This is a genomic window from Anabaena sp. FACHB-595 (genome assembly GCF_048568275.1).
Classification (GTDB): Bacteria; Cyanobacteriota; Cyanobacteriia; order Cyanobacteriales; family Nostocaceae; genus Trichormus.
Genome location: NZ_CP183473.1, coordinates 4,955,245 through 4,977,819, shown reverse-complemented (window position 1 = coordinate 4,977,819; position 22,575 = coordinate 4,955,245). Strand labels below are relative to the sequence as shown.

Here is a 22,575-nt window from a genome sequence, read left to right as displayed (position 1 = left end):
GCTGTGTCTAAAAAAACTGTGGCTAGTTTATCTGCTGCTGATATCTCTGGTAAACGCGCTTTAGTGCGTGTTGACTTTAACGTGCCTTTAGACGATCAAGGCAACATCACAGACGATACTCGCATTCGTGCGGCTCTGCCAACCATCCAAGATTTGACGCAAAAGGGCGCTAAGGTTATTCTAGCAAGCCATTTCGGTCGTCCCAAGGGTGTAGATGAGAAGTTGCGTCTTACCCCAGTAGCCAAGCGGCTATCTGAGTTGTTGGGACAAGAAGTTATCAAAACCGATGACTCAATTGGTGATGAAGTTGCGGCTAAGGTGGCTACTTTGCAAAATGGCCAAGTTCTTTTATTAGAAAACGTCCGTTTTTATAAAGAAGAAGAGAAAAACGATCCTGAATTTGCTAAAAAATTAGCGGCTAATGCTGATTTCTACGTAAACGATGCTTTTGGTACTGCACACCGCGCTCATGCGTCTACGGAAGGCGTGACTAAATTCCTCAGCCCATCTGTGGCTGGATATTTGGTTGAGAAAGAATTGCAGTACTTACAAAGTGCGATCGAAAATCCCCAACGTCCTTTAGCAGCCATTATCGGTGGTTCTAAGGTTTCCAGCAAAATCGGTGTGATTGAAACACTACTAGAGAAGTGCGACAAGCTGATCATTGGTGGTGGGATGATTTTCACCTTCTACAAGGCTCGTGGTTTGAATGTGGGTAAATCTCTGGTGGAAGAAGACAAGCTGGAACTGGCGAAGTCTTTGGAAGCTAAAGCCAAGGAACGCGGCGTTAGCTTGTTGTTACCTACAGATGTGGTATTAGCAGATAACTTTGCACCTGATGCCAATTCTCAAACTGTCAGCATTGAAAACATCCCCGATGGTTGGATGGGTTTGGATATCGGCCCTGATTCTGTCAAAGTCTTCCAAGCAGCCCTTGCAGATACCAAAACTGTCATCTGGAACGGGCCTATGGGTGTGTTTGAGTTTGATAAGTTTGCTGCTGGTACAGAAGCGATCGCTCATACACTAGCAGAGATTGGCAAAACTGGCACAACTACCATCATCGGCGGTGGTGACTCGGTAGCGGCTGTTGAGAAGGTAGGTTTGGCTGATCAAATGAGCCACATCTCCACCGGCGGCGGCGCTAGCTTAGAGTTACTCGAAGGCAAAGTACTGCCCGGTATCGCTGCTTTAGATGAAGCGTAAGAGGCATTAGGGACTAAAGATTAGAGACTAGAGGCTGGGAATTAATTACTAATTACATTCCCTAGCCCCTAACCTCTAGCCTTGTGTAAAAAATATATGCAGCCGAAATGGTTAGAGTAGACGCAAAAGCTACAAAAGCCAGAGGATAATAACTAATGACGATTAACTATTGACTAATAACTACAAATATGTATAAAAATTTGGCGATCGCTCTTTTCAGTTTGACGTTGACGACAGTTATACCAGGTGCAGCATTAGCAGAAACGGTGATGCAGAAAGTCTCTCGTACAGGGGTGCTAACAGCTGGTACTAGTAAAGATGCCATGCCTTTTGCCTATACTAATGCTCAGGGACAGTTGACTGGTTACTCTGTCGATATGTTGTCTGAGATTAAGCGGCATTTAGAAAAAGAATTAGGTAAAAAAATACAACTAAAATTAGTGCCATTAACTCCTGCACAAAGGATTCCCAAAATAGTTAATCGGCAAGTTGATATTGTTTGTGATGCTAGTAGTTTTACCTGGGAAAGAGATAAAAAGGTAGATTTTTCTGTCAGCTATGGGGCGACTGGTACTCAATTATTAGTGAAGTCTGGCAGCAATCTTGGTTCCCCTGAATCCCTCATTGGTAAACGCATTGGTGTGTTAGCACAAACTACCAATGAACAGGCTATCAAGCGGGTACAACCCCAAGCTAAACTGGTGTATTTGAAAAGTCGTTCAGAAGGTTACACGGCTTTGCAAGAAGGCAAAATAGATGCTTTCTCATCTGATAGCATTTTGTTAGAGGGTTGGTTGCAAAGGGTCGAAAATCCTGATGATTTTGCGATTGTCCCCGATCGCCCTTATTCACGAGAGGGTATTGCCTGCATGGTTCCTGAAGATAACTCTAAATTTTTGGATGCAGTCAATTATTCTCTAGTGAAGTTTATGCAGGGATTTGTCAATGGTGATACTCGATATGTGACGATTTTTGATCGCTGGTTTGGGGCTAAAGGTGCTTTGCTGTTGAATCGGGATTTGCGCGATTTAATGAAAGAAACGATGCAGTTGTTTATCGAGTTTCGGGAAGAAATTCCTCAGCGTGAACTTTAACTTTTAGATGGTAATAGGTAATAGGTGATTGGCAATTGAGAATAAATTTTCACCAATTACCCATTACTCATTACCGTATTAGCCAGTTTTTTGGCTGCATCTACCTTGTGATAAAGTGTATCTCGTTGTTGGTAAGGTCTGCCTATGGAAGCGATCGCATTTTGCAAGGTTGCGACTTCCATGCACGTACCGCCTACAGCACCAGCCATTGTGGTGATGTGTTCTTCCATCAATGTACCGCCTATATCGTTACAGCCCCATGTTAGGGCTTCTGTCGCCCCAGCTAGCCCCAACTTGACCCAACTTGGTTGATGGTTGGGTATCCAATTACCTAAGTAAATTCTTGCCACTGCACCCAGTAATAAGGCATCGGCTAAAATTGGTTGGTCACGTCCTACACGGCGACGTAGCGATTTAGGTGCTTCTTGACCGACAAAAGGTAAGACAATAAACTCGGTAATTCTGGCAGGGTATTTATGATTGATGGCTGTTTGTTGGAGCGATCGCAATTTTTCTAAATGCCCAATTTTTTGTTCTGGTGTTTCAATATGCCCTGATAATATAGTGCTGGTAGTATGTAAGCCTACTTTGTGGGCTGTACCAATAATTTCCAACCAAGTAGCAGTATTAATCTTTTCAGGACAGAGTATGCGCCGCACTTCATCATCTAAAACTTCGGCTGCTGTTCCTGGTAGGGAGTTAACGCCAGCATTTTGCAAAGCAGAGATTACGTCTACATATTCCAGTCCGTCCACTCTAGCGATAAACTGCACCTCTTGGGGTGAAAAAGCGTGTAGATGAATTTGGGGATATTCTTGCTTAATCGTTTCTACTAGTTTGAGGTAATAAGGCAGAGATTTACCATCAATCTGGGCTTGTGGGTGCAAACCTCCCTGCATACAGATTTCCGTCGCTCCCCTCTGCACCGCGTCGTGGGATTTTTCCCGAATACCTGCCCAATCTAACCAATAAGCGTCCGCATCCCCATCATCTCGCCGAAAAGCACAAAAACTACAGTGCTGCTCACAAATGTTAGTAAAATTAATATTCCGGTTAATTACGTAAGTAACTGTATCCCCGGCTTGCTGTTGGCGGAGTTTGTCAGCTGTAGCGCGAATAGAGGCGATCGCGCCTGAGTCCGTTTGCGTTAGTAAGACTACTCCCTCTTGTGGTGATATATCATCACCTAGCAAGGCGCGCTCAAGAATTACATCAACAGTTTTATAATTCACAGTAAATTAAAAATATCTCTACAAAATTTTGTACTTACGAGCATACAAATACTTACTTTGTCGTTAATCACACCAAAAAATTATATAACTTTCACACTTTGGCTTAACAAGGTAATTTGCTGCATGGTATTGTATGTCATATTACTGATGCCTACACATTATTGTATTATCAATTGAGTAAATACCCGCCGATCATCCTAAAGTTTTAACCTTCTCTTATTTAATTTTAGTAGTGATTTTTCTACAATTATCAACATGAAATTACCAAAAATTAATGTACCTTTACTGATAATTTCATTGGGTATAATTTTTTCCTTATACTTACTATCACGAGTACCTGATGATATTTACTTTAGTGGTGACGCTGGATTAAAAGCCCTACTAGCAAAGCAGTTTAGTTCTGGGAAGTTAAACTTTGATTTAGATTTATCAGTACCTGGATGGGTGCGTAATCTTTGGGATAATGGGCTTTACCCTTTTGAGCCACCTTTTAGTTATAAAATCTCTAATCGTTACTACATTACTTTCCCTTTCACCTTTCCCTTAATTACAGCACCTTTTCATGCCTTGTTTGGTTATAGAGGTTTTTATATAGTTCCTCTATTATCTACATGGATAATCTGGTTTAATTTTTATCGCATTTGCCAATTTTTCAAAACGAGTATAGTTGCAACTTCTATAGGTCTTGCCACACTAATATTTGCTTCTCCACTCACCATGTATAGTGCCATGTATTGGGAACATACACTTGCAGTGAGTTTAGCTTTTGGTGGACTAGTAATTATCTTAACTAAAGGTGAAGAATGGTTTACTAAAAAAGATGCCGTAGTTAGTGGAATCTTGATTGGATTGTCCGTTTGGTTCAGACCTGAGTTCCTCGCCCTAATTGCTATTTTAATTCCCTTGGCTCTTGTTTCCTATCAAATTAAGCTAGGAAAAATCAGTATTATAAATCAGCATAAAATCTTATTTATTATTAGCTTGCTGGGAACGGTTTCCTGCTTTTTTCTCATCAACAAATTAATCTACGATCATCCCTTAGGCGCTCATGCACTCCAAGTTGTAGAAGAATTTTCTCTTCAAGATCGGTTATCAAAAGCTAATAGGATTTTTGGTCGGCTGTGGAAGAATTTCCGAGAATACTTTCCTGTCGTATATTTCACAATTATTTTTACTGGCTTGTCAGTGTTCTATAAATCTATAAAACTGACAGCCGCAATGCGAAAAATTGTGCTGATATCCATCCCCCTTATTTTTTTAGTTCCTATACTTTTGCCAAGTGATGGTGGTAAACAATGGGGTCCTAGATTTTTGTTGATTTTGATTCCATTACTGAGCCTACTAGCAGTATTTATTTTAGAATCTACGTTATCAATTAGACAGTTTGGCATCAAATATATTAGTACTGGCATCTTCGCAGCACTATTTATTGTTGGTGTTCACGTAAATACATTCATGGGGATAAATTACAGCTATTTTACTGGAAACATTGAAGCTATAGATATCCTCAATTTTTTCCGCCAGGATGATCACAAAATTGTAGCCGTTGCTCATCAATATATTAGCCAAAGTTTTGAAGCTGCTTTTAAAAACAAACTATTTTTCCTCACAAAGAATTCAGACGACGTAAGCAAGCTAGGTTTAGCTTTAAACGAACAAGGATATAATAAGTTTGTTTACGTATGTGCTTCGTATGACCCATGTTTCTCTTCACCAACTATACCTAGTCAACTAAATATTTCTGCGAAAGACAAACTTTTACGCGTTCAATTGACACAAGTGAAAAAGAATAAAAAGTATATCATCCAAGAAGCTGAGATTGTTCAAGCAAAAGGTAATTGAAAAATTAAGTTGTACCTCTACTAAGGTTTGGTAGGATGCGTCACAGCGATAGAACATAACTATAGGAATCCGATTTGATTTCTGTTGGCGTAGCCTGCGCTTGCGCATAAAATTCTCAGTATCTGTAGGGTGGGCATTGCCCACCGACTCATGGTTTTGGTGGGCAATGCCTACCCTACGTGTATTTCAAAAATCAAGTATGAGTCCTATATATTGAGAAATTATTCATACTTATGCACTCTAAAATTTTGGATATTTTTTATCTGGAAATCTTTACGTAAGCTTTTTAAGGAAAAAAGTTTTACTATTTTTTTAACTGAATCATTAATACCTCTGTGTATCTTCCAACGGATACCAAAGCCCTACTCAAGCGTATTCCTAAATATATTTAAAGTTAAAAATATAACTGCAATTAACAGTATTTATACTTATGATAATCGCAAAGACATATTTAACACAAATATTACAGTAGTCTGTGAATATTCTTGGTATCATCAGGACAGCAACATATAAGCAAATATATTGATGAATCCTGGGGTTCCAGTTACTAAACTTAATAAACTAGTTTCTCTAGAAACTTTAGCATTAGTAGCGATCGCTATCGCCGTGCTATTACGTATAGTGAATTTAGGTAGCCGAGAATTTTGGTATGACGAAGTGCTATCTCTACTCTTAGCTACAGGCCAAAAAAGTGCCTACCAGACCCCCAAAGATATACCAGTAGCCTTGGCTGAATATTTGCCGTTACTCTCCTTACCTGTTGAATCGGGTTTTAGTGCAGTTATCTCTACCGTAAAAGAATTACTGCTGAGTCTACTGGGAGGGGAACCGCATCCACCATTATTTTATTTGAGTCAGCATTTTTGGTTGCGCCTTTTCGGTAACAGCGAAGCAGTCATGCGGAGTTTAAATACATTATTCAGTATTGGCGCGATCGCTAGTGCTTACAGTTTAGGTAAAGTTTTTATTGGACATCGTGGCGGCTTACTGCTGGCGGCGTTTCTGGGAATCAACCCCTTTTATTTATTCCACTCTCTGAATGTGCGGATGTATGCGCCTTTAGTTTTGTGGACAACACTAAGTGCTGCTTCACTCTTTCATCTAATTCATCAACCTACCGATTCAAAAGCTAATCATAACTGTCGTCATAAGTTGTGGTGGAACATCCTATTTATCGGTTCCATTGCTGCTGGTTTGTTGACCTTTTATTTTTATTTATATTGGGTAATAGCTTTAGCCGTTTTAGTGCTTTACCTTGATAGGCAGCATTGGTGGCAACATGGTTTGCGTTTAGGCGCAGGAGTGATGCTAACCGTCCCTTGGATGCTGTGGGGGGGTATTAAACAAATCCGTAGTGCAGATTTGAACAGGTTTGGTAATCTTAAAAATACTGGTTCAGCAATATTAACTCACTTGCAAGACACAACTCAGACCTTAGCCAGTAATTTAGTCTTGGGAGACTGGATAACAAGCTTACCCACAATCAGTATAGTTATAGTTGGTTGTTTAGCGATCGCCTTGATCATTGCCTCTAGTCTGAAACTTTGGCGACAAGGTGAGCGAAAAAACTTGACTGTAGCTTTAATATTAGGAATTTTGCCTCTTTTAATAGCTTTAGGATTAGATATAGTCACTAAAAAGACTACTTTAAATTTTGGTGGTGGAAGAACCATGATCATTATTCTTCCTGGGTGTTTATTATTATTAACTTTGTGGTTAGAAAAAGCCTTTTCTTCACAATGGCGCACACTAGTAGTTTCTGGTTTATTGCTGTTATATCTCACCATTGGCATCAGCGATTTTAGTTTACGACAGCGCTCAATTTTTCATGCAGTCGCCGAAATCATCTCCCAACATAAAGAACAACCAACTCTCATAGCCATGAACTCTAAAGCTTGGGGTCATGTTTTGCGTTTAGCATATTACGCACCTGCAAAAGCCCCAGTGATGTTATTAGCTGAACATCCTGCGGATTTAGCAACTTCACTGGAAAATGTGTTAAAAAATGAAACCCAAAAATATCCCCGGATTCTTTGGTTAGAAAGTGCAAATCCTGTATGGTCGAAATTAAAAACACCAGCGCAGATAGAAATAGAACATCAGAAGGTACAGAAAATTTTATCAAAGCAGTTTCAACTAACAAAAACTCAAAATCTCACGGGTACGATGAACTTAGATAGTTTTACCCTTAAAGTTTACAAGCGTTCTGCCAATAGTTGAAATTTACAGAATATACTCAGCAAAAACTGAATCAAATATTTAAATTGTGTGGTTAACATATTTCTCAATGGCATTGATGGAATAATCGTCATATTCTCATCAAAATACATCAAAGCCATCGGGAAATTTTTCTTATTTAACTATTTATCAATAACTCCTTATATTTGAATTTTAGATAGTATCTCATCAGCAAATTTATTAGTATTAGTAATCTCAATTTAATCAAGACTTTAAAATTAGCACTCAAGTCTAAAAAGCTTGTAAACCTTCAACGATATTATTAGTCATATTCACTTAGTTACTGCATACTGAAGTAGTCACAATAAAACTATGGTTGTTTAAATCTATTCATAACAACCTAATACCTGAACTAAGTAAATTTCCTTATTTCCATTTCCTATAGTAATTCGTTCTAATTCCTGTTGGCTTTGTTACTAGCCCTTCCTATGAAGGATAATAGATTCCCTCAAAAGCAACTGACTAATGACAACTGACTATTAACGCCTACTGTACACATAAGCTCTATTTTTTACCTCACATCTACATTTATGAAAATCAACATCGCCAATGAATTATTAACTGTCCCAACTGGCCTTTTACAAGTCTCTGATGTACCACCGAATAGTGTCGGTACTGGTCATAGAGATATATATTTTTCTCTAATAATCCCCACCTATAAAGAACGGGACAATATTGAAAATGTTGTCAAAATTTTGAGTCAAACTCTAGATGAATTTATCCCAGGAGATTACGAATTAATTGTTGTGGATGATGATAGCCCAGACATGACTTGGGAAGTTGCCCACTCTTTGACTGAAGAGTATCCCCAACTGCGGGTAATGCGACGACAACAGGAACGAGGGCTATCTTCCGCCGTCGTTCGTGGTTGGCAGGTAGCGAGAGGAAAAGTTCTAGGGGTAATTGATGGAGATTTACAGCATCCACCAGAAGTTTTAACACAACTGTTGACAAAAATTACCCAGGGAGCAGATTTGGCATTAGCCAGTCGTCACGTAGATGGTGGCGGTGTCAGTAGTTGGAGTGTAGTCAGACGTTTCTTGTCTCGTGGCGCTCAAGTTTTGGGGTTAATGCTGCTACCGGGAGTATTGGGAAGAGTTTCTGACCCCATGAGTGGCTATTTTATGGTGCGTCGCAGTAGTGTAGCCGGGGCAACACTCAACCCAGTGGGATACAAAATTCTGTTAGAGGTAATTGGGCGGGGTAATGTCAAAAATATTGCTGAAGTTGGTTATGTGTTCTGCGAACGCCAGCAGGGTGAAAGTAAAGTCACATGGAAGCAATACATAGACTATGTTCACCATTTAGTCCGGTTGCGTTTATCTACTGGGCGTGTAGGTCGAGTCAAGCAAAAAATAAACTTCCCTATAGATCGATTTCTGCGCTTTGCCTTGGTGGGACTGAGTGGAGTGTTTGTAGATATGGTACTGCTGTATTTACTCAGTGACCCCTCAACCTTGGCTTTGCCCCTGACTCGCAGCAAAATTATTGCAGGTGAAATCGCTATCTTCAATAACTTTTTGTGGAATGATGCTTGGACGTTTGCTGATGTGACCATGAAACAACAGGAATGGCATCAACGCCTGAAGCGATTTGCTAAATTTAACGTTATTTGTTTGGCGGGATTGGTGCTGAATGTATTGGTGTTGAATTTAGTGTTTAATTTCCTCATTCCTAACCGCTACGTTGCTAACCTAGTAGCGATCGCCGTTGCTACTATTTGGAATTTCTGGGTTAACCTCAAACTTAGCTGGCGAGTCACTGACGTAAAATAGTCAGCGAACTTAAATTGTCATGTGCGGTCTAATATATACAAATTGACTTGTTCTGCCACTTGGCTTTTCGCAAGGAATAGATTGGTTTGTATAATTGGCACTCTCAAGTTTCGACTCGCTGGTTTCATCCTTTACTTTTACTAACGTGGTTTATCATCGGTCTGGGCTTACGTTTTACCAACTTGACCGCCAAGCCTCCTTGGACTGATGAATTTGCTACTTTAGTGTTTAGCTTGGGGAATAGTTTTTTACCAGTACCCCTAGATCAGGCGATCGCACCTGATATTCTCTTACAACCCCTACAACCAAACCCAGCCTCTGGAATTGGAGACGTAATTCACAACTTAATCACAGAAGACAACCATCCACCACTGTATTTTGTCCTGGTGCATCTGTGGATGAAGTTGTTTCCCAATCAAGGAGAATTAGTTTCTCTATTAGCGGCGCGTTCATTTCCCGCTTTACTAGGTGCAGTTTCCATTCCCCTTACATATATCTTAGGTAGGTTAGCCTTCCGTTCTTCATTGGTAGGACAGTTAGCGGCTGGGATGATGGCAGTTTCACCATACGCTGTTTATTTAGGACAAGAAGTACGCCATTACACCTTAGCTATGATCTGGGTGATTGCATCCCTGTCCTGCTTAGTAATTGCCACACGCCACATTCAAAACCGCACATTATTACCGTTCTGGTTAATCATCTTGTGGGTGGGAATTAATGCTTTGGGAATTGCCACCCATTACTTCTTCACTCTAACTCTTTGTGCAGAAGCCTTGGTATTAATATTTTTAGCCTGGCAACAATCTACACAAGCCAAAACTTTAGTATTTTTCTCACCCCTTTGGTGGCGCATCTATGCTGTAGCTGCTGGTACGGCTGTAGCTGGTTTAGTTTGGCTACCCAGTATTTTAGAAAATCGCTATCGCAGTAGTTTAACTGCGTGGATTCAAGTCCAGGGCATCGGCTTACACCTAATCAACCCAATTTTCCAAGCTTTCGCTGCATGGGTGACAATGATTATGTTGCTCCCAATCGAGTCATCACAGTTAGCGGTTGTGATTGCTTCCGGCTTGGTAATGCTAATTTTCGCTATTTGGGCAACACCGATTTTAGTTCGTGGGTTTAAATTCCAACTACAACAACCCCAAACCAGTTTGGCGACGCAAGTATTTATTGGGGTAGTTTTAGGCGCGATCGCTTTATTCTTTATATTGACTTATATTTTTGGTGTTGATATCACACGGGGCGCTCGTTACAACTTTGTTTATTTTCCCGCCGTCATTATCCTCGTGGGTGCTAGCCTAGCCGTCTATTGGCAAACTAGCAAAAAAGCCGTGATGATCATCTGGCTGATGGGATTCGTTAGTGCTGTCACAGTTATTTGTAATTTGGGTTATCAAAAATACTACCGCCCTGATTTGTTAGTTCAAATCATCCAACAAAATTCTCAGGTTCCCGTTCTCATTGCCACAACCCATAAAACCTTAGTCCAAACTGGCGAAATGATGGGGATAGCCAGGGAATTAAAATTATCTTCTTCACAAACTTCTACTCAGTTTCTCCTAGCTCATCAAGAAACAGACCCCAGCACTTCCACTGTTTCCCTAGAAAAGACACTGAAGCAACTACCACGACCTTTTGATCTGTGGCTCGTCAATTTCCACGCGCCAACAGCAGCAGAAGTCAAACAATGTCTGGCTGACACCAAATCGTTAACCGCCGTAGACGGCTATGAATACAAAATTTATCACTGTCGGGAAAAGTCTCGGTGAACAAAGATACCCGACTTTTGAGAAAAGTCGGGTATCTGGATTAGAGAGTATCTAGGCGATCGCAGCTGACAATGAATGAGTAACCGCTTGCTTCAAGAAATCCGCCTTATCGGTACGTTCCCAGGGTAAATCTAGATCGTTCCGTCCCAAGTGACCGTAAGCCGCGACGTCCTGATAAAAACGTCCGCCTCGTTCGCTTGGTAAGTTGCGTAAGTTGAAGCTGTGGATAATCCCTGCTGGACGTAGTTCAAAGTTATCTTTAACTAGTTCCAACAGAATTTCATCATCTACCTTGCCAGTCCCGAAGGTATCTAGAAAAATACTCACCGGTCGCGCTACACCAATCGCATAGCTCAACTGGACTTCACATTTTTCTGCTAACCCGGCAGCTACAACATTTTTAGCTACATAACGAGCCGCATAAGCCGCAGAACGGTCTACCTTTGTGGGGTCTTTGCCAGAGAAAGCGCCACCACCATGTCGGGAGTAACCGCCATAGGTATCAACGATAATTTTCCGTCCTGTCAAACCAGAGTCGCCTTGCGGGCCACCAATGACAAACTTGCCAGTGGGGTTAACTAAAAAGCGTGTCTCTTGATCTGGTTTAATTTCCAAGTCACCAAACACTGGTTCCACTACAGCAGTCCACAGGTCTTGTTTAATTTTGGCTTGTACTGCCGCTTCATCAGTAATATCCCCGATGGTGGCTGTATGCTGGGTGGAAATCAGCACTGTATCAATGCCAACTGGGCGGCCATCTTCATAAACGACGGTAACTTGAGTTTTACCATCAGGACGTAAGTAGGACAACTCCCCAGTCTTACGGACTGCTGCTAGTCGGCGAGCAATGCGGTGAGCCAAGCAAATAGGCAAAGGCATCAATTCTGGAGTTTCGTTACAAGCAAAACCGAACATGATACCTTGATCACCAGCGCCGATTTTATCGAATAGTTCTTCACTATCCTGTTCGCGGGTTTCTTGAGCAGTGTTGACACCTTGAGCAATATCTGGTGATTGTTCATCTAAAGCCACAATTACACTAGTGCTGTTAGCAGAAAAGCCATTATCAGCATTGGTGTAGCCAATTTCCGCAATTTTTTGGCGGGCAATATTGGCATAATTAACGTTAGCCTTGGTGGTGATTTCACCGGTGATTAACACCAAGCCAGTATTTACCACAACCTCAGCTGCCACCCGACTAGTCGGGTCTTGTGCCAGCAAAGTGTCTAAAATCGTATCAGAAATTTGATCGCAGATTTTATCTGGATGGCCTTCGGTGACTGACTCGGAGGTAAATAAATAACGTCGAGACAATTCGTATTCCTCCTAATGATAGTATTTTCACTGACTAGACATTTGAGATATTTAGTCAAGCTACTAATTACTGAAATCATAACAATCTTGACACATCCAGCAGGGAGTATCTTGTTTTTTCAGGTAAAGTTACTCTATTTTTAAGTATCTATTTTAAATAAATTTAATTTACTGAAATTATCCATAGGTTGTATATGTTTTCATGGATACAAAAAAAGGGGTACTCGTCAGTACCCCAGAAGTTTTGACACAAAAACTGCTGTATTAAACCTGAACTGCTAGTTTGGCTTCCTTTGTTGTCAAGCGCTCGTAAGCAGCACGCATTTTCAAACCTGTTAATACTTGGAAAAAACCAGTTCCGTTATTTGAACCGGGATATTCACGGTGTTGGAGTAACAGCTGAGTTAACTCACCTTGATACTTAGTAGATGTATTGCTGAGGTGGGTTTCGATGTAGATTACTTCTTCGAGGTTGTCAAATTGACCATCCACCTCTAGAACTGAGACATAGCGACCGTAGTAAACATCGGAACCGTAGTATAACTGCATTCCTGGGTAAGAACAGGTAAGCTTACGTCCGCAAGGAGTCCAGTTAATTGTTGAACCTTCATCAAACAGGTAAGCGGGTTCAAAACCTTCTTTTCCTTCCCGTTGTAACATCCGCACCCGTAGGACTTTACGTTCTGTATCATCCTTGATTAAGTTGGTGGGTAGTACTTGTAGCACCACATCGGCGAATTCTCTTTGAGGTTCGATATATTTTTGAAAATCTGGCTTACGAGAATTGATGGCCGCTAGAACGTCTTCGTAGCGATGACCTCTTTCTGCCATATCACGCTGGATTTTCCAAGCAATTTTGACTTCATCGCTGATGTCAAAGTAGACGCTGAAATCGAGGAGCGATCTCACCCGTTCATCATATAGAGGGTGTAAACCCTCAACCACTACAATGTGATTTGGCTTTACTATCTCAGGTGGATCAATTAGGCCGGTTTCGTGGTTATAAATCGGCTTATTAATCGTTTGCCCTTCTTTGAGCGCTTTGATCTGCTCATACATCAGGTCAAAATTGTTGGCCCTGGGGTCAAGTGCGGTGATTCCAGTTTCTTTACGTTGTTTACGATCCAAAGAATGGTAGTCATCTAAACAGATGACCGTCATAAACTCTTCACCAAATAAATCTATCAGACGACGCAAAAACGTAGATTTACCGCACCCGGAGTCTCCGGCTACTCCAATCAGTACCACGCGTTCCGGCTTAGTTGTCATAAATCTCCTCAGATACTAAATGTGTCAATCAATAATTTTTCACACAGCAGAATGTGAAGCCAGGAGTTTACCCCATAGGTTTGTCCTGCGTTCTTGCTACCTAACAGCATTAATTAATCATCCAGATAGGCCTACAACCGAAATTAACGGCTGCAATCCTGTGAATATCCTTGATTTATAGCTGGTAAGTATTTAATCCTAGTGGTATAGCTGATTTTAACAGAATGGGGTATCCCATACAAGATTGATTGTCAAGAGAATCTACCAACTGAACAAACATACCAATGATGTAATTGTGGTTTCTAAAATTCCACTAATCACTACTCGTAATCTGTGTAGCAAACTCGTCTATTATTTTGTAAGTTTATATCATTCAGTCTATAAGGTATAAATTTTTTTGCAGCGAATTTGGGAAGATTTTCGCTAATTTTTAATTTATACCCTCGTCCTAGCGAAAAATATTCTCGGCTGAATCTATCTCCAGAGCGAACCAGCAAGTTGTACAAAAAAGTTATGGGGATCATCTTATACCGATAGATAACGCTGAATTTAAGCATGATCCCAAGGTGCTGAATATAGGTTGACAGATGTTTCACATCAAGTAAAACTTATGTTATGTATCTGGCGGGGAAAAGTGCTGAGTGCTGGGTGCTGTAAAGCCCTGCGGGTATAGCTATGCTTAGAGCGGTAGCAAGGCGTGTAGTCGGTGCTGAGTGCTAAGTAAAAAGCACAGGTTTCTCATCTCTAGTCTCTATTGGCTTTTTCATCCGTCCTGGTGTACACAGTTGATGATGGCTGCTGATAAAAAGTCTTCTCAAGAGCATTCATGATTTGTTAATTGCACTTGCATACAAGACTCAGGACTCAGGACTCAAGACTAATTGCTTTTTCCAGCCAGGCGTATAAGTTCACGAAAAAAAAGATTAAATTGACTCATTATTAACATTCTCCACGAGACTTATCCTCTAAGTTAGAAGGTGAACAGGTGTGTTTATTACTATGCCTGCACGTCTTGAGGAGAGTGTAACAACCAAAGCATTGATTGATAATGCTACTTTCTCAGAGTGCTAGTTTTAGTAACGAAAAATCCGATAAACTAAAGCTGGCTTGTGAAGAGAAAAGCTTTTTTGAGAAACGGTTAAGTTAAAGATCGGAGTGGTAGAAGGAATGTCTAATCAAGGTGCTTTTGATGGTGCTGCCAACGTAGAATCAGGTAGCCGCGTCTTCGTTTACGAAGTGGTGGGTATGCGTCAGAACGAAGAAACTGATCAAACGAACTACCCAATTCGTAAAAGTGGCAGTGTGTTCATTAGAGTGCCTTACAACCGCATGAATCAAGAAATGCAGCGTATCACTCGACTAGGCGGCAAGATTGTTAGCATTCAAACAGTAAGCGCACTACAACAACTCAATGGTAGAACTACCATTGCAACAGTAACAGATGCGTCTAGTGAGATTGCTAAGTCTGAGGGGAATGGTAAAGCCACACCTGTAAAAACTGATAGTGGAGCTAAAGGCTTCGCTAAACCACCAGCTGAAGAACAGCTTAAGAAAAAAGACAACAAAGGCAACACCATGACTCAAGCGAAAGCCAAACACGCTGATGTTCCTGTTAATCTTTACCGTCCCAATGCTCCATTTATTGGTAAGGTAATCTCTAATGAACCACTGGTAAAAGAAGGCGGGATAGGTATTGTTCAGCACATTAAATTTGATCTAACTGGTGGTAACTTAAAGTACATCGAAGGTCAAAGTATTGGTATCATTCCACCAGGAGTGGACAAGAACGGCAAGCCGGAAAAATTGAGACTCTACTCCATTGCCTCGACCCGTCACGGCGATGATGTGGATGATAAAACCATCTCACTGTGCGTCCGTCAATTAGAGTACAAACATCCAGAAAGCGGCGAAACAGTTTACGGTGTTTGTTCTACTTACTTGACTCACATTGAACCAGGTTCAGAAGTGAAAATCACTGGGCCTGTGGGTAAAGAAATGCTGTTACCCGATGATCCTGAAGCTAATGTCATCATGTTGGCAACAGGTACTGGTATTGCGCCTATGCGGACTTACCTGTGGCGGATGTTCAAGGATGCAGAAAGAGCTGCTAACCCAGAATATCAATTCAAAGGATTCTCTTGGTTAGTCTTTGGTGTTCCTACAACTCCTAACATTCTTTATAAAGAAGAACTGGAAGAAATCCAACAAAAATATCCCGATAACTTCCGCCTAACTTACGCTATCAGCCGGGAGCAAAAGAATCCCCAAGGTGGCAGAATGTACATCCAAGACCGTGTGGCAGAACACGCTGATGAACTGTGGCAATTAATCAAGAATGAAAAAACCCACACCTACATCTGTGGTTTGCGCGGTATGGAAGAGGGCATTGATGCTGCTTTAAGTGCTGCGGCTGCGAAAGAAGGTGTTACCTGGAGTGATTACCAAAAAGACCTCAAGAAAGCTGGTCGCTGGCACGTAGAAACATACTAAGTTGGTTATTGGTCAATTGTCAGTTGTCAGTCGCAAAATACAAACAACTGACAACTGAGGACAAACAACTAACAAAATTGATGAATTTGTAGGGTGGGCAGTGCCGACCCTACAATTGTTTTGTATATAAATACCTGAGAAATGAGTTCTTAGTTCTGGGGATGATGACTCAGGACTCAGGACTCAGGACTCAGCACTTAAAACTAAATTTGGTACAAAGTTTGTGGGTGTAAAGCTGGGAATCTTAGGATTAGGTACGGTAGGAACGGGAACGGTGCAACTGCTACAAGATACAGTTGGTCGTCACCCTTTGCTGCAAGAAATAGAAATATATCGGGTGGGAGTACGATCGCTTGATAAATCCCGCGATGTACAATTACAGCCGGAAGTTATAACTACAGATTTAGAGTCAATTGTCAATGACCCAGCAGTAGATATTGTTGTTGAGGTCATGGGGGGATTAGAACCGGCGCGATCGCTCATTCTCCAAGCCATACATAATGGTAAGCACGTAGTCACAGCTAATAAAGCGGCGATCGCTCGTTTCGGGGCAGAAATTTTTACGGCTGCTAATCAAGCCGGAGTTTATGTGATGCTGGAAGCCGCCGTTGGTGGTGGTATTCCTGTAATTCAACCATTGAAGCAGGCTTTAAGTGTCAACAGACTGCATACTGTTACAGGCATTGTTAATGGTACTACTAACTACATCCTCACCCGGATGCAAACAGAGGGTAGCGAATTTGCTGATGTCTTAGCTGATGCCCAGCGCTTGGGTTACGCAGAAGCCGACCCTACGGCGGATGTAGAGGGTTTAGATGCGGCAGATAAAATTGCTATTCTCGCGTCATTGGCTTTTGATGGGCGAATTAACTTGCAGGATGTCTACTGTGAGGGGATTCGTCAAGTCAGTAAAACAGATATCGCCTATGCCGAAAAATTGGGATTTGTGATTAAATTACTAGCGATCGCTAAAAATCAGGCTCAAGATGCCACTAAACTATCGGTCAGAGTTCACCCCACCTTCGTACCCAAAACACATCCCCTAGCTAGTATTAACGGCGTGTATAACGCCATTCTTGTAGAAGGAGAACCCATAGGTCAGGTGATGTTTTTTGGCCCTGGTGCAGGTGCAGGAGCAACCGCCAGCGCCGTCACCTCGGATATATTGAGTTTGGTAGCAGCCCTGAAGAGTAATACGACAGCCCCCAATCCCCTATTAACCTGTAGACACGAAGAATATAGCCAAGTTGCTCCCATTAGCGACCTTTTAACCAGATTTTACGCCCGATTCCTCACCAAAGACCAAGCTGGCGTCATTGGTCAATTAGGTACTTGCTTTGGAAATCATGGGGTGAGTATAGAATCAATTGTCCAAACTGGCTTTCAAGGGGAACTAGTAGAGATTGTAGTTGTGACGCACGATGTCAGAGAAGGTGAATTTCGCCAAGCCCTAGCAGAAATTCAAAATTTACCGGCGATTGATAGCATTCCTAGCATATTGCGGGTGTTGTAGGGAGTGGGACGAGAAAAAGCAGACAACTGACAACTTATACACACAGTGCAGTAAAAAAATGACCAAGCATAGTTTTGCTTGGTCATTTCTCTTATAAAAGTAGTCTTGGGCTTTGGTTAGTCAAAAATTAGACTATGAATCCTCTTGACCAACTACTTGGGATTTGAGAGTGGTAATTTCATGAGTTAGCTCCTGTCTGGTTGAAGCTTTCAATAAGTAGCGGTAAACAAACCAAGCAGAGTAACCGATACCAATCAATTCAAATGTTGGTGCTACTAAAGGAATATCATTCAAAGAATCTAAAACTGCTAACAGTACCTTAACTGCGACAATTGATGCCACAATTAAACCCACACTGACTAAGGGTTGTTTGTATTGGTTAAAAAAGTTTCCTACGTAATCGGGAAGAGTCGCTAAAAAATCAGAAACTTGTTCTCCATATTTGCGCCATTCCTCTTGAGACTGCACAGGAGGCTGGAGTTTAGTAATAGTTCCTGTTTGGCTGTTGATTTCTGGCACTGTTGCCTCTTTTGACTGGGTTTGGGCGAATTCCGGTTCTTGCATTTTCACTTCCGTAAATTTGACAGTTGAGGTTCTCTATTAGGACAATGACAACCGAAAGGCTGTTGATTAGGCAATGCACAAGTGCATCAGACTGAGTTGGGGAACAGGGTTTGGTATCCTATTAACCATACTTGTCCCATAACATCTACTGCATCAACTACAAGGTAGAAGGTCAGTAGGAGGATAGAAGTCGGAAAAATGCGGAATGTAATACAATCAGCACCTTTCTAAATTCTGTTTTCGTGGATCAACTGCAATCTTCAGGTTGTTATTATCCCAAACTGTGTCAGTTGCTCATAATCGTACTCATTTAAGTACTAATTATGCAAAAATCACTCTACCTCTCATTTATATAAGCATAAACGCCAATTTTATCTGAATATTAAAGCTATCTTAAGCCGCGATGGTCTACGACTGAGCGTCGGTCATGGCTAATTAGCCTATGGGTTCTTAACACTAAATATTGAACAGAAATTCTTATAGGTTGAAATTCACTAGACATTGAGATTTTATTATGGTAATACATCAGATATTAAATATTGTCTGGAAAGTAGCGGTCAATTACGTCAATAATCGGCATACTGAAATAGGGAGAGTAAATTAAATCAGTGAACAGCAAACAGTTATTAACATTCTCTTGCATTGATAACTTGTAACTTATTACTGTTAGAACAACTCCCGACTTTTTCAGGTATGAAGGTTATAAAGCAAGAATGAGACGTAAATCTACTGGTAGATCAACTACTACATCTAAATCTCCTGGTTTCCAACCCTCCATATTTAACTTTGCCACTATTGCTATTTTGGGGGGAGTTCTTGTATTAGGAATTGGAATTGGTATTGCTTTTAGCTCTACAACCACCTTATCTTCATCAAATGTTGCCTCTCGTGAATTTATCGACACGAAAGCACCAAATCCAGAGATTTGCGTCCAGTATGGGGCTAGTGCAATGGTAATGGATGCTAGATTATTTGTGACTCTTAATCCGTTCAATGTCTATGTTGCTCAACCTAGTATGCGGCCTGGATGTGTTCTGCGGCAAAATAACTGGGCGCTTTTGGAACAACGTAAACTTGTCACATCCGATCAAGTTAGAGAATGTAAGAATCGTCTCAACACCTTTGGCTTTACAGGTAATTTAGACAGCGAAAAACCTGATATTAGGTGTATTTACCAAAATGAGTCTGCCCAAAACTTCTTTATGTCTCAACCAGGAGCCGTCGCACCATCTCAGGAAACAGAAAGATTTTAATGAATTAGAACTGGTAATGGGTAATAGCTAAGAGGTTGTTGGAAAATTCTTTATTGGCAAATATCAATGACAGTTTGGCTGACGCTTTTGGCGAAAGCCCATTACCAAATTTCAAGACTGCAACACCTACACTTTAAATAGGTAGGTAGGAATAAATCATACAATCCTAAGTATAAATAATATAAAACTGTAAATAAGTTATCTAGCAAAAATATATGCCAAATCGTCGTTATCCCTCTCCATACTGGCGCTATCTCAGAGCTAGGTTATTAAATTTGGGCAAACCTAGTTTTTGGGGAACAGCAATTTTCCTATGTGTCGTAGGGCTAGTTATTCAGCAATACTGGGCTAACCCCGATGTATCAACTAGCAATCCAGCAACTCAGAATCCTGCGGCAAATGCTGATGACCCCTCTCTGTCTGAAGAGGATAAAGCTATTGCAGCAGATATTGATAATTTGCAGTCCTTGTTTGCTGAAACTGAGCCAATCATTACACCAACAACGATAGCTAAATCGCAGGAGAATAAAAATAAAACTCCAGTACCTAATACAGCCAACAAAACACAGTCTATTGATACTCCTAAACCAAATTCAGGGGCCAATTTAGTTAACGGTCAATTACCTACAACTGTCGGAAAAAGTATCTTTGTGTCAGAAGCAGAAAATTTATTGCGGTTTGGTGCAACAGATAATAATCAGTTGTTGGGATACAAAGTGGGGAATGGTTCCACTGCACCCATAAGAGAAACTGCTAATCCTTCTATATTCAGTCCAGGGTTGGTTAATCAAATCAACGGTAGGCAGAACATTAACTCAAGTACTGTATTACCAACAGGACTGAACCAATCGCCTAATCAAACCGTGCCTAGTTTAAATAATAACCCTTCAGCCGTCATCAACCCTACAGGCGTACCTTCCTATGGTGGAGTGATGCAGTCTTTTCCCAGCAGCACTCAACCTAGTCCAACGTTTTCACCTAGCACGGGTTTAAATCCTGGCTCAAATTATACACAACCAAGTTCTTACAATAACTTAAATAACGGTCAGGCTGTTCCACTAAATACGAGGTTAAATTCGGGAACGGGTTACATTCAGCCACTTCCTTATAATAACTTGAACAACAATCAGCCGATCGCACCTAATACAGGAGTCAGTTCAGGAACAGGTTATATTCAGCAAACTTTACCGAACCCCTCCCATAATTTAAATTATCTTCAAAATTTACCAAACCAAAATCAATCAACATCAAGCGTCCTGACTGGAACATCACCGATTATTGGCCCCTATCGCGTGCGAAATCCTCGCACTAACGTTAACACAACCACAAATCCAGTAATTCCTGGTAATTACGGCAATTCACAACTACCCCAATCTAATTTTCCTAATAATGGCTTGCCTCAGGGGCAGAATATCAACGGGATTCAAAATAATGGTTACTCTTATCCTTGAAAGGACTTACCCACCCAGGTTGTCTGTTGAGACGGGTATAAGGGGATAAGGGTAGGATTTTAAACATTTACCTCCTATGTCTTTGTGCAAACCCTTGATTTTTCATTTTCATGGGTAAATCCTACTTAAAAAAAGGTAAATTCTAGGTTTAGTTAAATCTAAATCTACTGAGAGTGATTAATTACCAGATCAGACCTTATCATCAAATACTTATTGTGGAATGTGGTGAACCGCTAGTAGAGATTCCTTTAGAATTATTTTCCTGGGAGTCTCCCCATCCTTATGCAAGATTAGGGGCTGCTTACGGAGAATATTCACCTTATTTTTTGCGTCAGAGTGTTGTTAACTGTTTAATAAAAGCTCAAAGTTATTTAGAGTCGCTGCGTCCTCGCTGGCGCATCCAAATTTTTGATGCCTATCGTCCAGTAGCTGTGCAGCAGTTTATGGTAGATTACAGCTTCGCTATGGCAGTTGAGGAACGAGGGTTAATTGAGGCTGAATTAACGCCGCAGCAACGCCAAGAAATTTGGCAAGCGGTTTATGAAATTTGGGCTGTACCGAGTTTGGATGAAAAAACTCCTCCACCCCACAGTACCGGTGCAGCAGTAGACGTGACTTTAGTAGATGATGGCGGACAGGTTGTAAACATGGGTTCGCCGATTGATGAATTGTCAGAGCGATCGCATCCCGATTACTATGCCAATAGTAAAGAACCAGCAGCGCCGGAGTATCACGCTCATCGTCAATTGTTGTGTGATGTCATGTTAAAAGCTAGTTTCCAACGTAATCCGAAGGAGTGGTGGCATTTTTGCTACGGTGATCAAATGTGGGCTTGGTTGAGTAATCAGCCTACCGCCATTTATGGACGTGTGCCATAGTTCTGAGTTTAAGCGTCTTCAGGATTGAGTTGCCTTAGTTCGTCGGTGGTATATGTACCGATGGGACTCCATAGTAGATAGGGAATCAATAATACAGATGCTAGCCCAGAAATAGGTAGTACAGCGATCGCTAACACAACAGCTGCGATGAAACCGCTTAAGCCAATAATTTCTCCTGTTTTGAGACTGCGAAATCTCAACATTAAAGGTATATAAGTTACGGTGATTATTTCTACTAAAAGGTATAAAACCATTAGTAGCCAGGTGATCGTACCGCCTGGGTTGTGTTCCCAAACGATGTAGGCGGAAGCCGCACCGCAAATAAAAATTACAGTCCAAATCAAGGGGATAAATTGCTCAAAAACTAGCCATCGGGGGCGACTTAATTGGGCAAACCATTTAACATCACGGGGTGTAATGAAGAAACTTCCAACTGCGACTAAGAAAGTTACAGCCCCAATCACTAACCAAGAGGGAATCATACTTTTTCCTATCCCTGAGATTTTTTCCAGTCATATATTCAGGACTAACGCAACGAAACTCTTCACTTTAGTTAGTAGGGTATAAGGGGGTAAGGGTTTTAAACACCTATGACCTGTACCTCTCAAAACCATAATTTTTCGCTTTTATACGTAAGTCCTAATCCTGCTAGTTTGACAATGGCGGATAGGGGATTAATCAGTC

At 41.1% G+C, this 22,575-nt stretch carries 16 protein-coding genes; 11 read left to right on the top strand and 5 right to left on the bottom strand.

The annotated features are described in order from the left end of the window. Nucleotides 1-3 precede the first annotated feature (3 nt). Both ACN222_RS20670 and ACN222_RS20665 read left to right on the top strand, forming a co-directional pair. Nucleotides 4-1,206: a phosphoglycerate kinase gene (locus ACN222_RS20670; protein ID WP_010998270.1), complete on the top strand. Its 1,203-nt coding sequence runs from the start codon at nucleotides 4-6 to the stop codon at nucleotides 1,204-1,206. A gap of 188 nt (nucleotides 1,207-1,394) precedes the next feature. Next, entirely contained in the window at nucleotides 1,395-2,300 is a 906-nt protein-coding gene (locus ACN222_RS20665) for an amino acid ABC transporter substrate-binding protein (RefSeq protein ID WP_010998269.1), read from the top strand. 56 nt (nucleotides 2,301-2,356) lie between these two features. On the opposite strand, the gene cofH is transcribed toward ACN222_RS20665, so the two are convergent. After that, entirely contained in the window at nucleotides 2,357-3,532 is a 1,176-nt protein-coding gene (gene cofH, locus ACN222_RS20660; protein WP_010998268.1) for a 7,8-didemethyl-8-hydroxy-5-deazariboflavin synthase subunit CofH, read from the bottom strand. Nucleotides 3,533-3,787: 255 nt separating this feature from the next. Between cofH and ACN222_RS20655 the strand changes: the two genes are divergently transcribed. From ACN222_RS20655 to ACN222_RS20640, 4 genes are all read left to right on the top strand, one after another. Further along, nucleotides 3,788-5,374, top strand: a complete 1,587-nt coding sequence (locus ACN222_RS20655) for an LA_3751/LA_3752 family putative glycosyltransferase (RefSeq protein ID WP_010998267.1) — start codon at nucleotides 3,788-3,790, stop codon at nucleotides 5,372-5,374. A 525-nt stretch (nucleotides 5,375-5,899) separates the two neighbouring features. Continuing rightward, on the top strand, nucleotides 5,900-7,594 hold the full coding sequence (locus ACN222_RS20650) for a glycosyltransferase family 39 protein (RefSeq protein ID WP_010998266.1): 1,695 nt from the start codon (nucleotides 5,900-5,902) through the stop codon (nucleotides 7,592-7,594). A gap of 548 nt (nucleotides 7,595-8,142) precedes the next feature. Further along, entirely contained in the window at nucleotides 8,143-9,387 is a 1,245-nt protein-coding gene (locus ACN222_RS20645) for a glycosyltransferase (RefSeq protein ID WP_010998265.1), read from the top strand. A gap of 86 nt (nucleotides 9,388-9,473) precedes the next feature. Beyond that, nucleotides 9,474-11,159 (top strand): glycosyltransferase family 39 protein, encoded by a 1,686-nt coding sequence (locus ACN222_RS20640; protein ID WP_044522097.1) that lies wholly within the window; start codon nucleotides 9,474-9,476, stop codon nucleotides 11,157-11,159. Nucleotides 11,160-11,210: 51 nt separating this feature from the next. Here the strand turns inward: ACN222_RS20640 and metK are convergent, their stop codons facing one another. Both metK and ACN222_RS20630 read right to left on the bottom strand, forming a co-directional pair. Continuing rightward, on the bottom strand, nucleotides 11,211-12,473 hold the full coding sequence (gene metK / locus ACN222_RS20635; protein WP_010998263.1) for a methionine adenosyltransferase: 1,263 nt from the start codon (nucleotides 12,471-12,473) through the stop codon (nucleotides 11,211-11,213). A 264-nt stretch (nucleotides 12,474-12,737) separates the two neighbouring features. Next, nucleotides 12,738-13,742 (bottom strand): phosphoribulokinase, encoded by a 1,005-nt coding sequence (locus tag ACN222_RS20630; RefSeq protein WP_010998262.1) that lies wholly within the window; start codon nucleotides 13,740-13,742, stop codon nucleotides 12,738-12,740. 1,167 nt (nucleotides 13,743-14,909) lie between these two features. On the opposite strand from ACN222_RS20630, the gene petH reads away from it, so the two are divergent. Next, nucleotides 14,910-16,232 carry a ferredoxin--NADP reductase gene (gene petH / locus ACN222_RS20625; protein WP_010998260.1) on the top strand — a complete coding sequence of 441 codons (1,323 nt, stop codon included), beginning with the start codon at nucleotides 14,910-14,912 and terminating at the stop codon, nucleotides 16,230-16,232. A 223-nt stretch (nucleotides 16,233-16,455) separates the two neighbouring features. After that, nucleotides 16,456-17,745, top strand: coding sequence for a homoserine dehydrogenase (locus ACN222_RS20620; RefSeq protein WP_010998259.1), 1,290 nt, complete (start codon nucleotides 16,456-16,458; stop codon nucleotides 17,743-17,745). Nucleotides 17,746-17,877: 132 nt separating this feature from the next. Here the strand turns inward: ACN222_RS20620 and ACN222_RS20615 are convergent, their stop codons facing one another. Beyond that, on the bottom strand, nucleotides 17,878-18,309 hold the full coding sequence (locus ACN222_RS20615; protein WP_011317642.1) for a CAAD domain-containing protein: 432 nt from the start codon (nucleotides 18,307-18,309) through the stop codon (nucleotides 17,878-17,880). Between the two features lie 713 nt (nucleotides 18,310-19,022). On the opposite strand from ACN222_RS20615, the gene ACN222_RS20610 reads away from it, so the two are divergent. The 3 genes from ACN222_RS20610 to ACN222_RS20600 all read left to right on the top strand — a co-directional run bounded on the left by ACN222_RS20610 (nucleotide 19,023) and on the right by ACN222_RS20600 (nucleotide 21,891). Beyond that, complete coding sequence (locus ACN222_RS20610) at nucleotides 19,023-19,562, top strand: DUF3172 domain-containing protein (RefSeq protein ID WP_010998257.1); 540 nt, start codon at nucleotides 19,023-19,025, stop codon at nucleotides 19,560-19,562. Between the two features lie 215 nt (nucleotides 19,563-19,777). After that, a complete protein-coding gene (locus tag ACN222_RS20605) occupies nucleotides 19,778-21,013 on the top strand; it encodes a hypothetical protein (RefSeq protein WP_010998256.1) in 1,236 nt (411 codons plus the stop codon). A gap of 188 nt (nucleotides 21,014-21,201) precedes the next feature. Further along, nucleotides 21,202-21,891 (top strand): M15 family metallopeptidase, encoded by a 690-nt coding sequence (locus tag ACN222_RS20600; RefSeq protein WP_044523236.1) that lies wholly within the window; start codon nucleotides 21,202-21,204, stop codon nucleotides 21,889-21,891. Between the two features lie 8 nt (nucleotides 21,892-21,899). Here ACN222_RS20600 and ACN222_RS20595 read toward each other — a convergent pair whose 3' ends face one another. Continuing rightward, nucleotides 21,900-22,373, bottom strand: a complete 474-nt coding sequence (locus tag ACN222_RS20595) for a TspO/MBR family protein (RefSeq protein ID WP_010998254.1) — start codon at nucleotides 22,371-22,373, stop codon at nucleotides 21,900-21,902. Nucleotides 22,374-22,575: the final 202 nt, after the last annotated feature.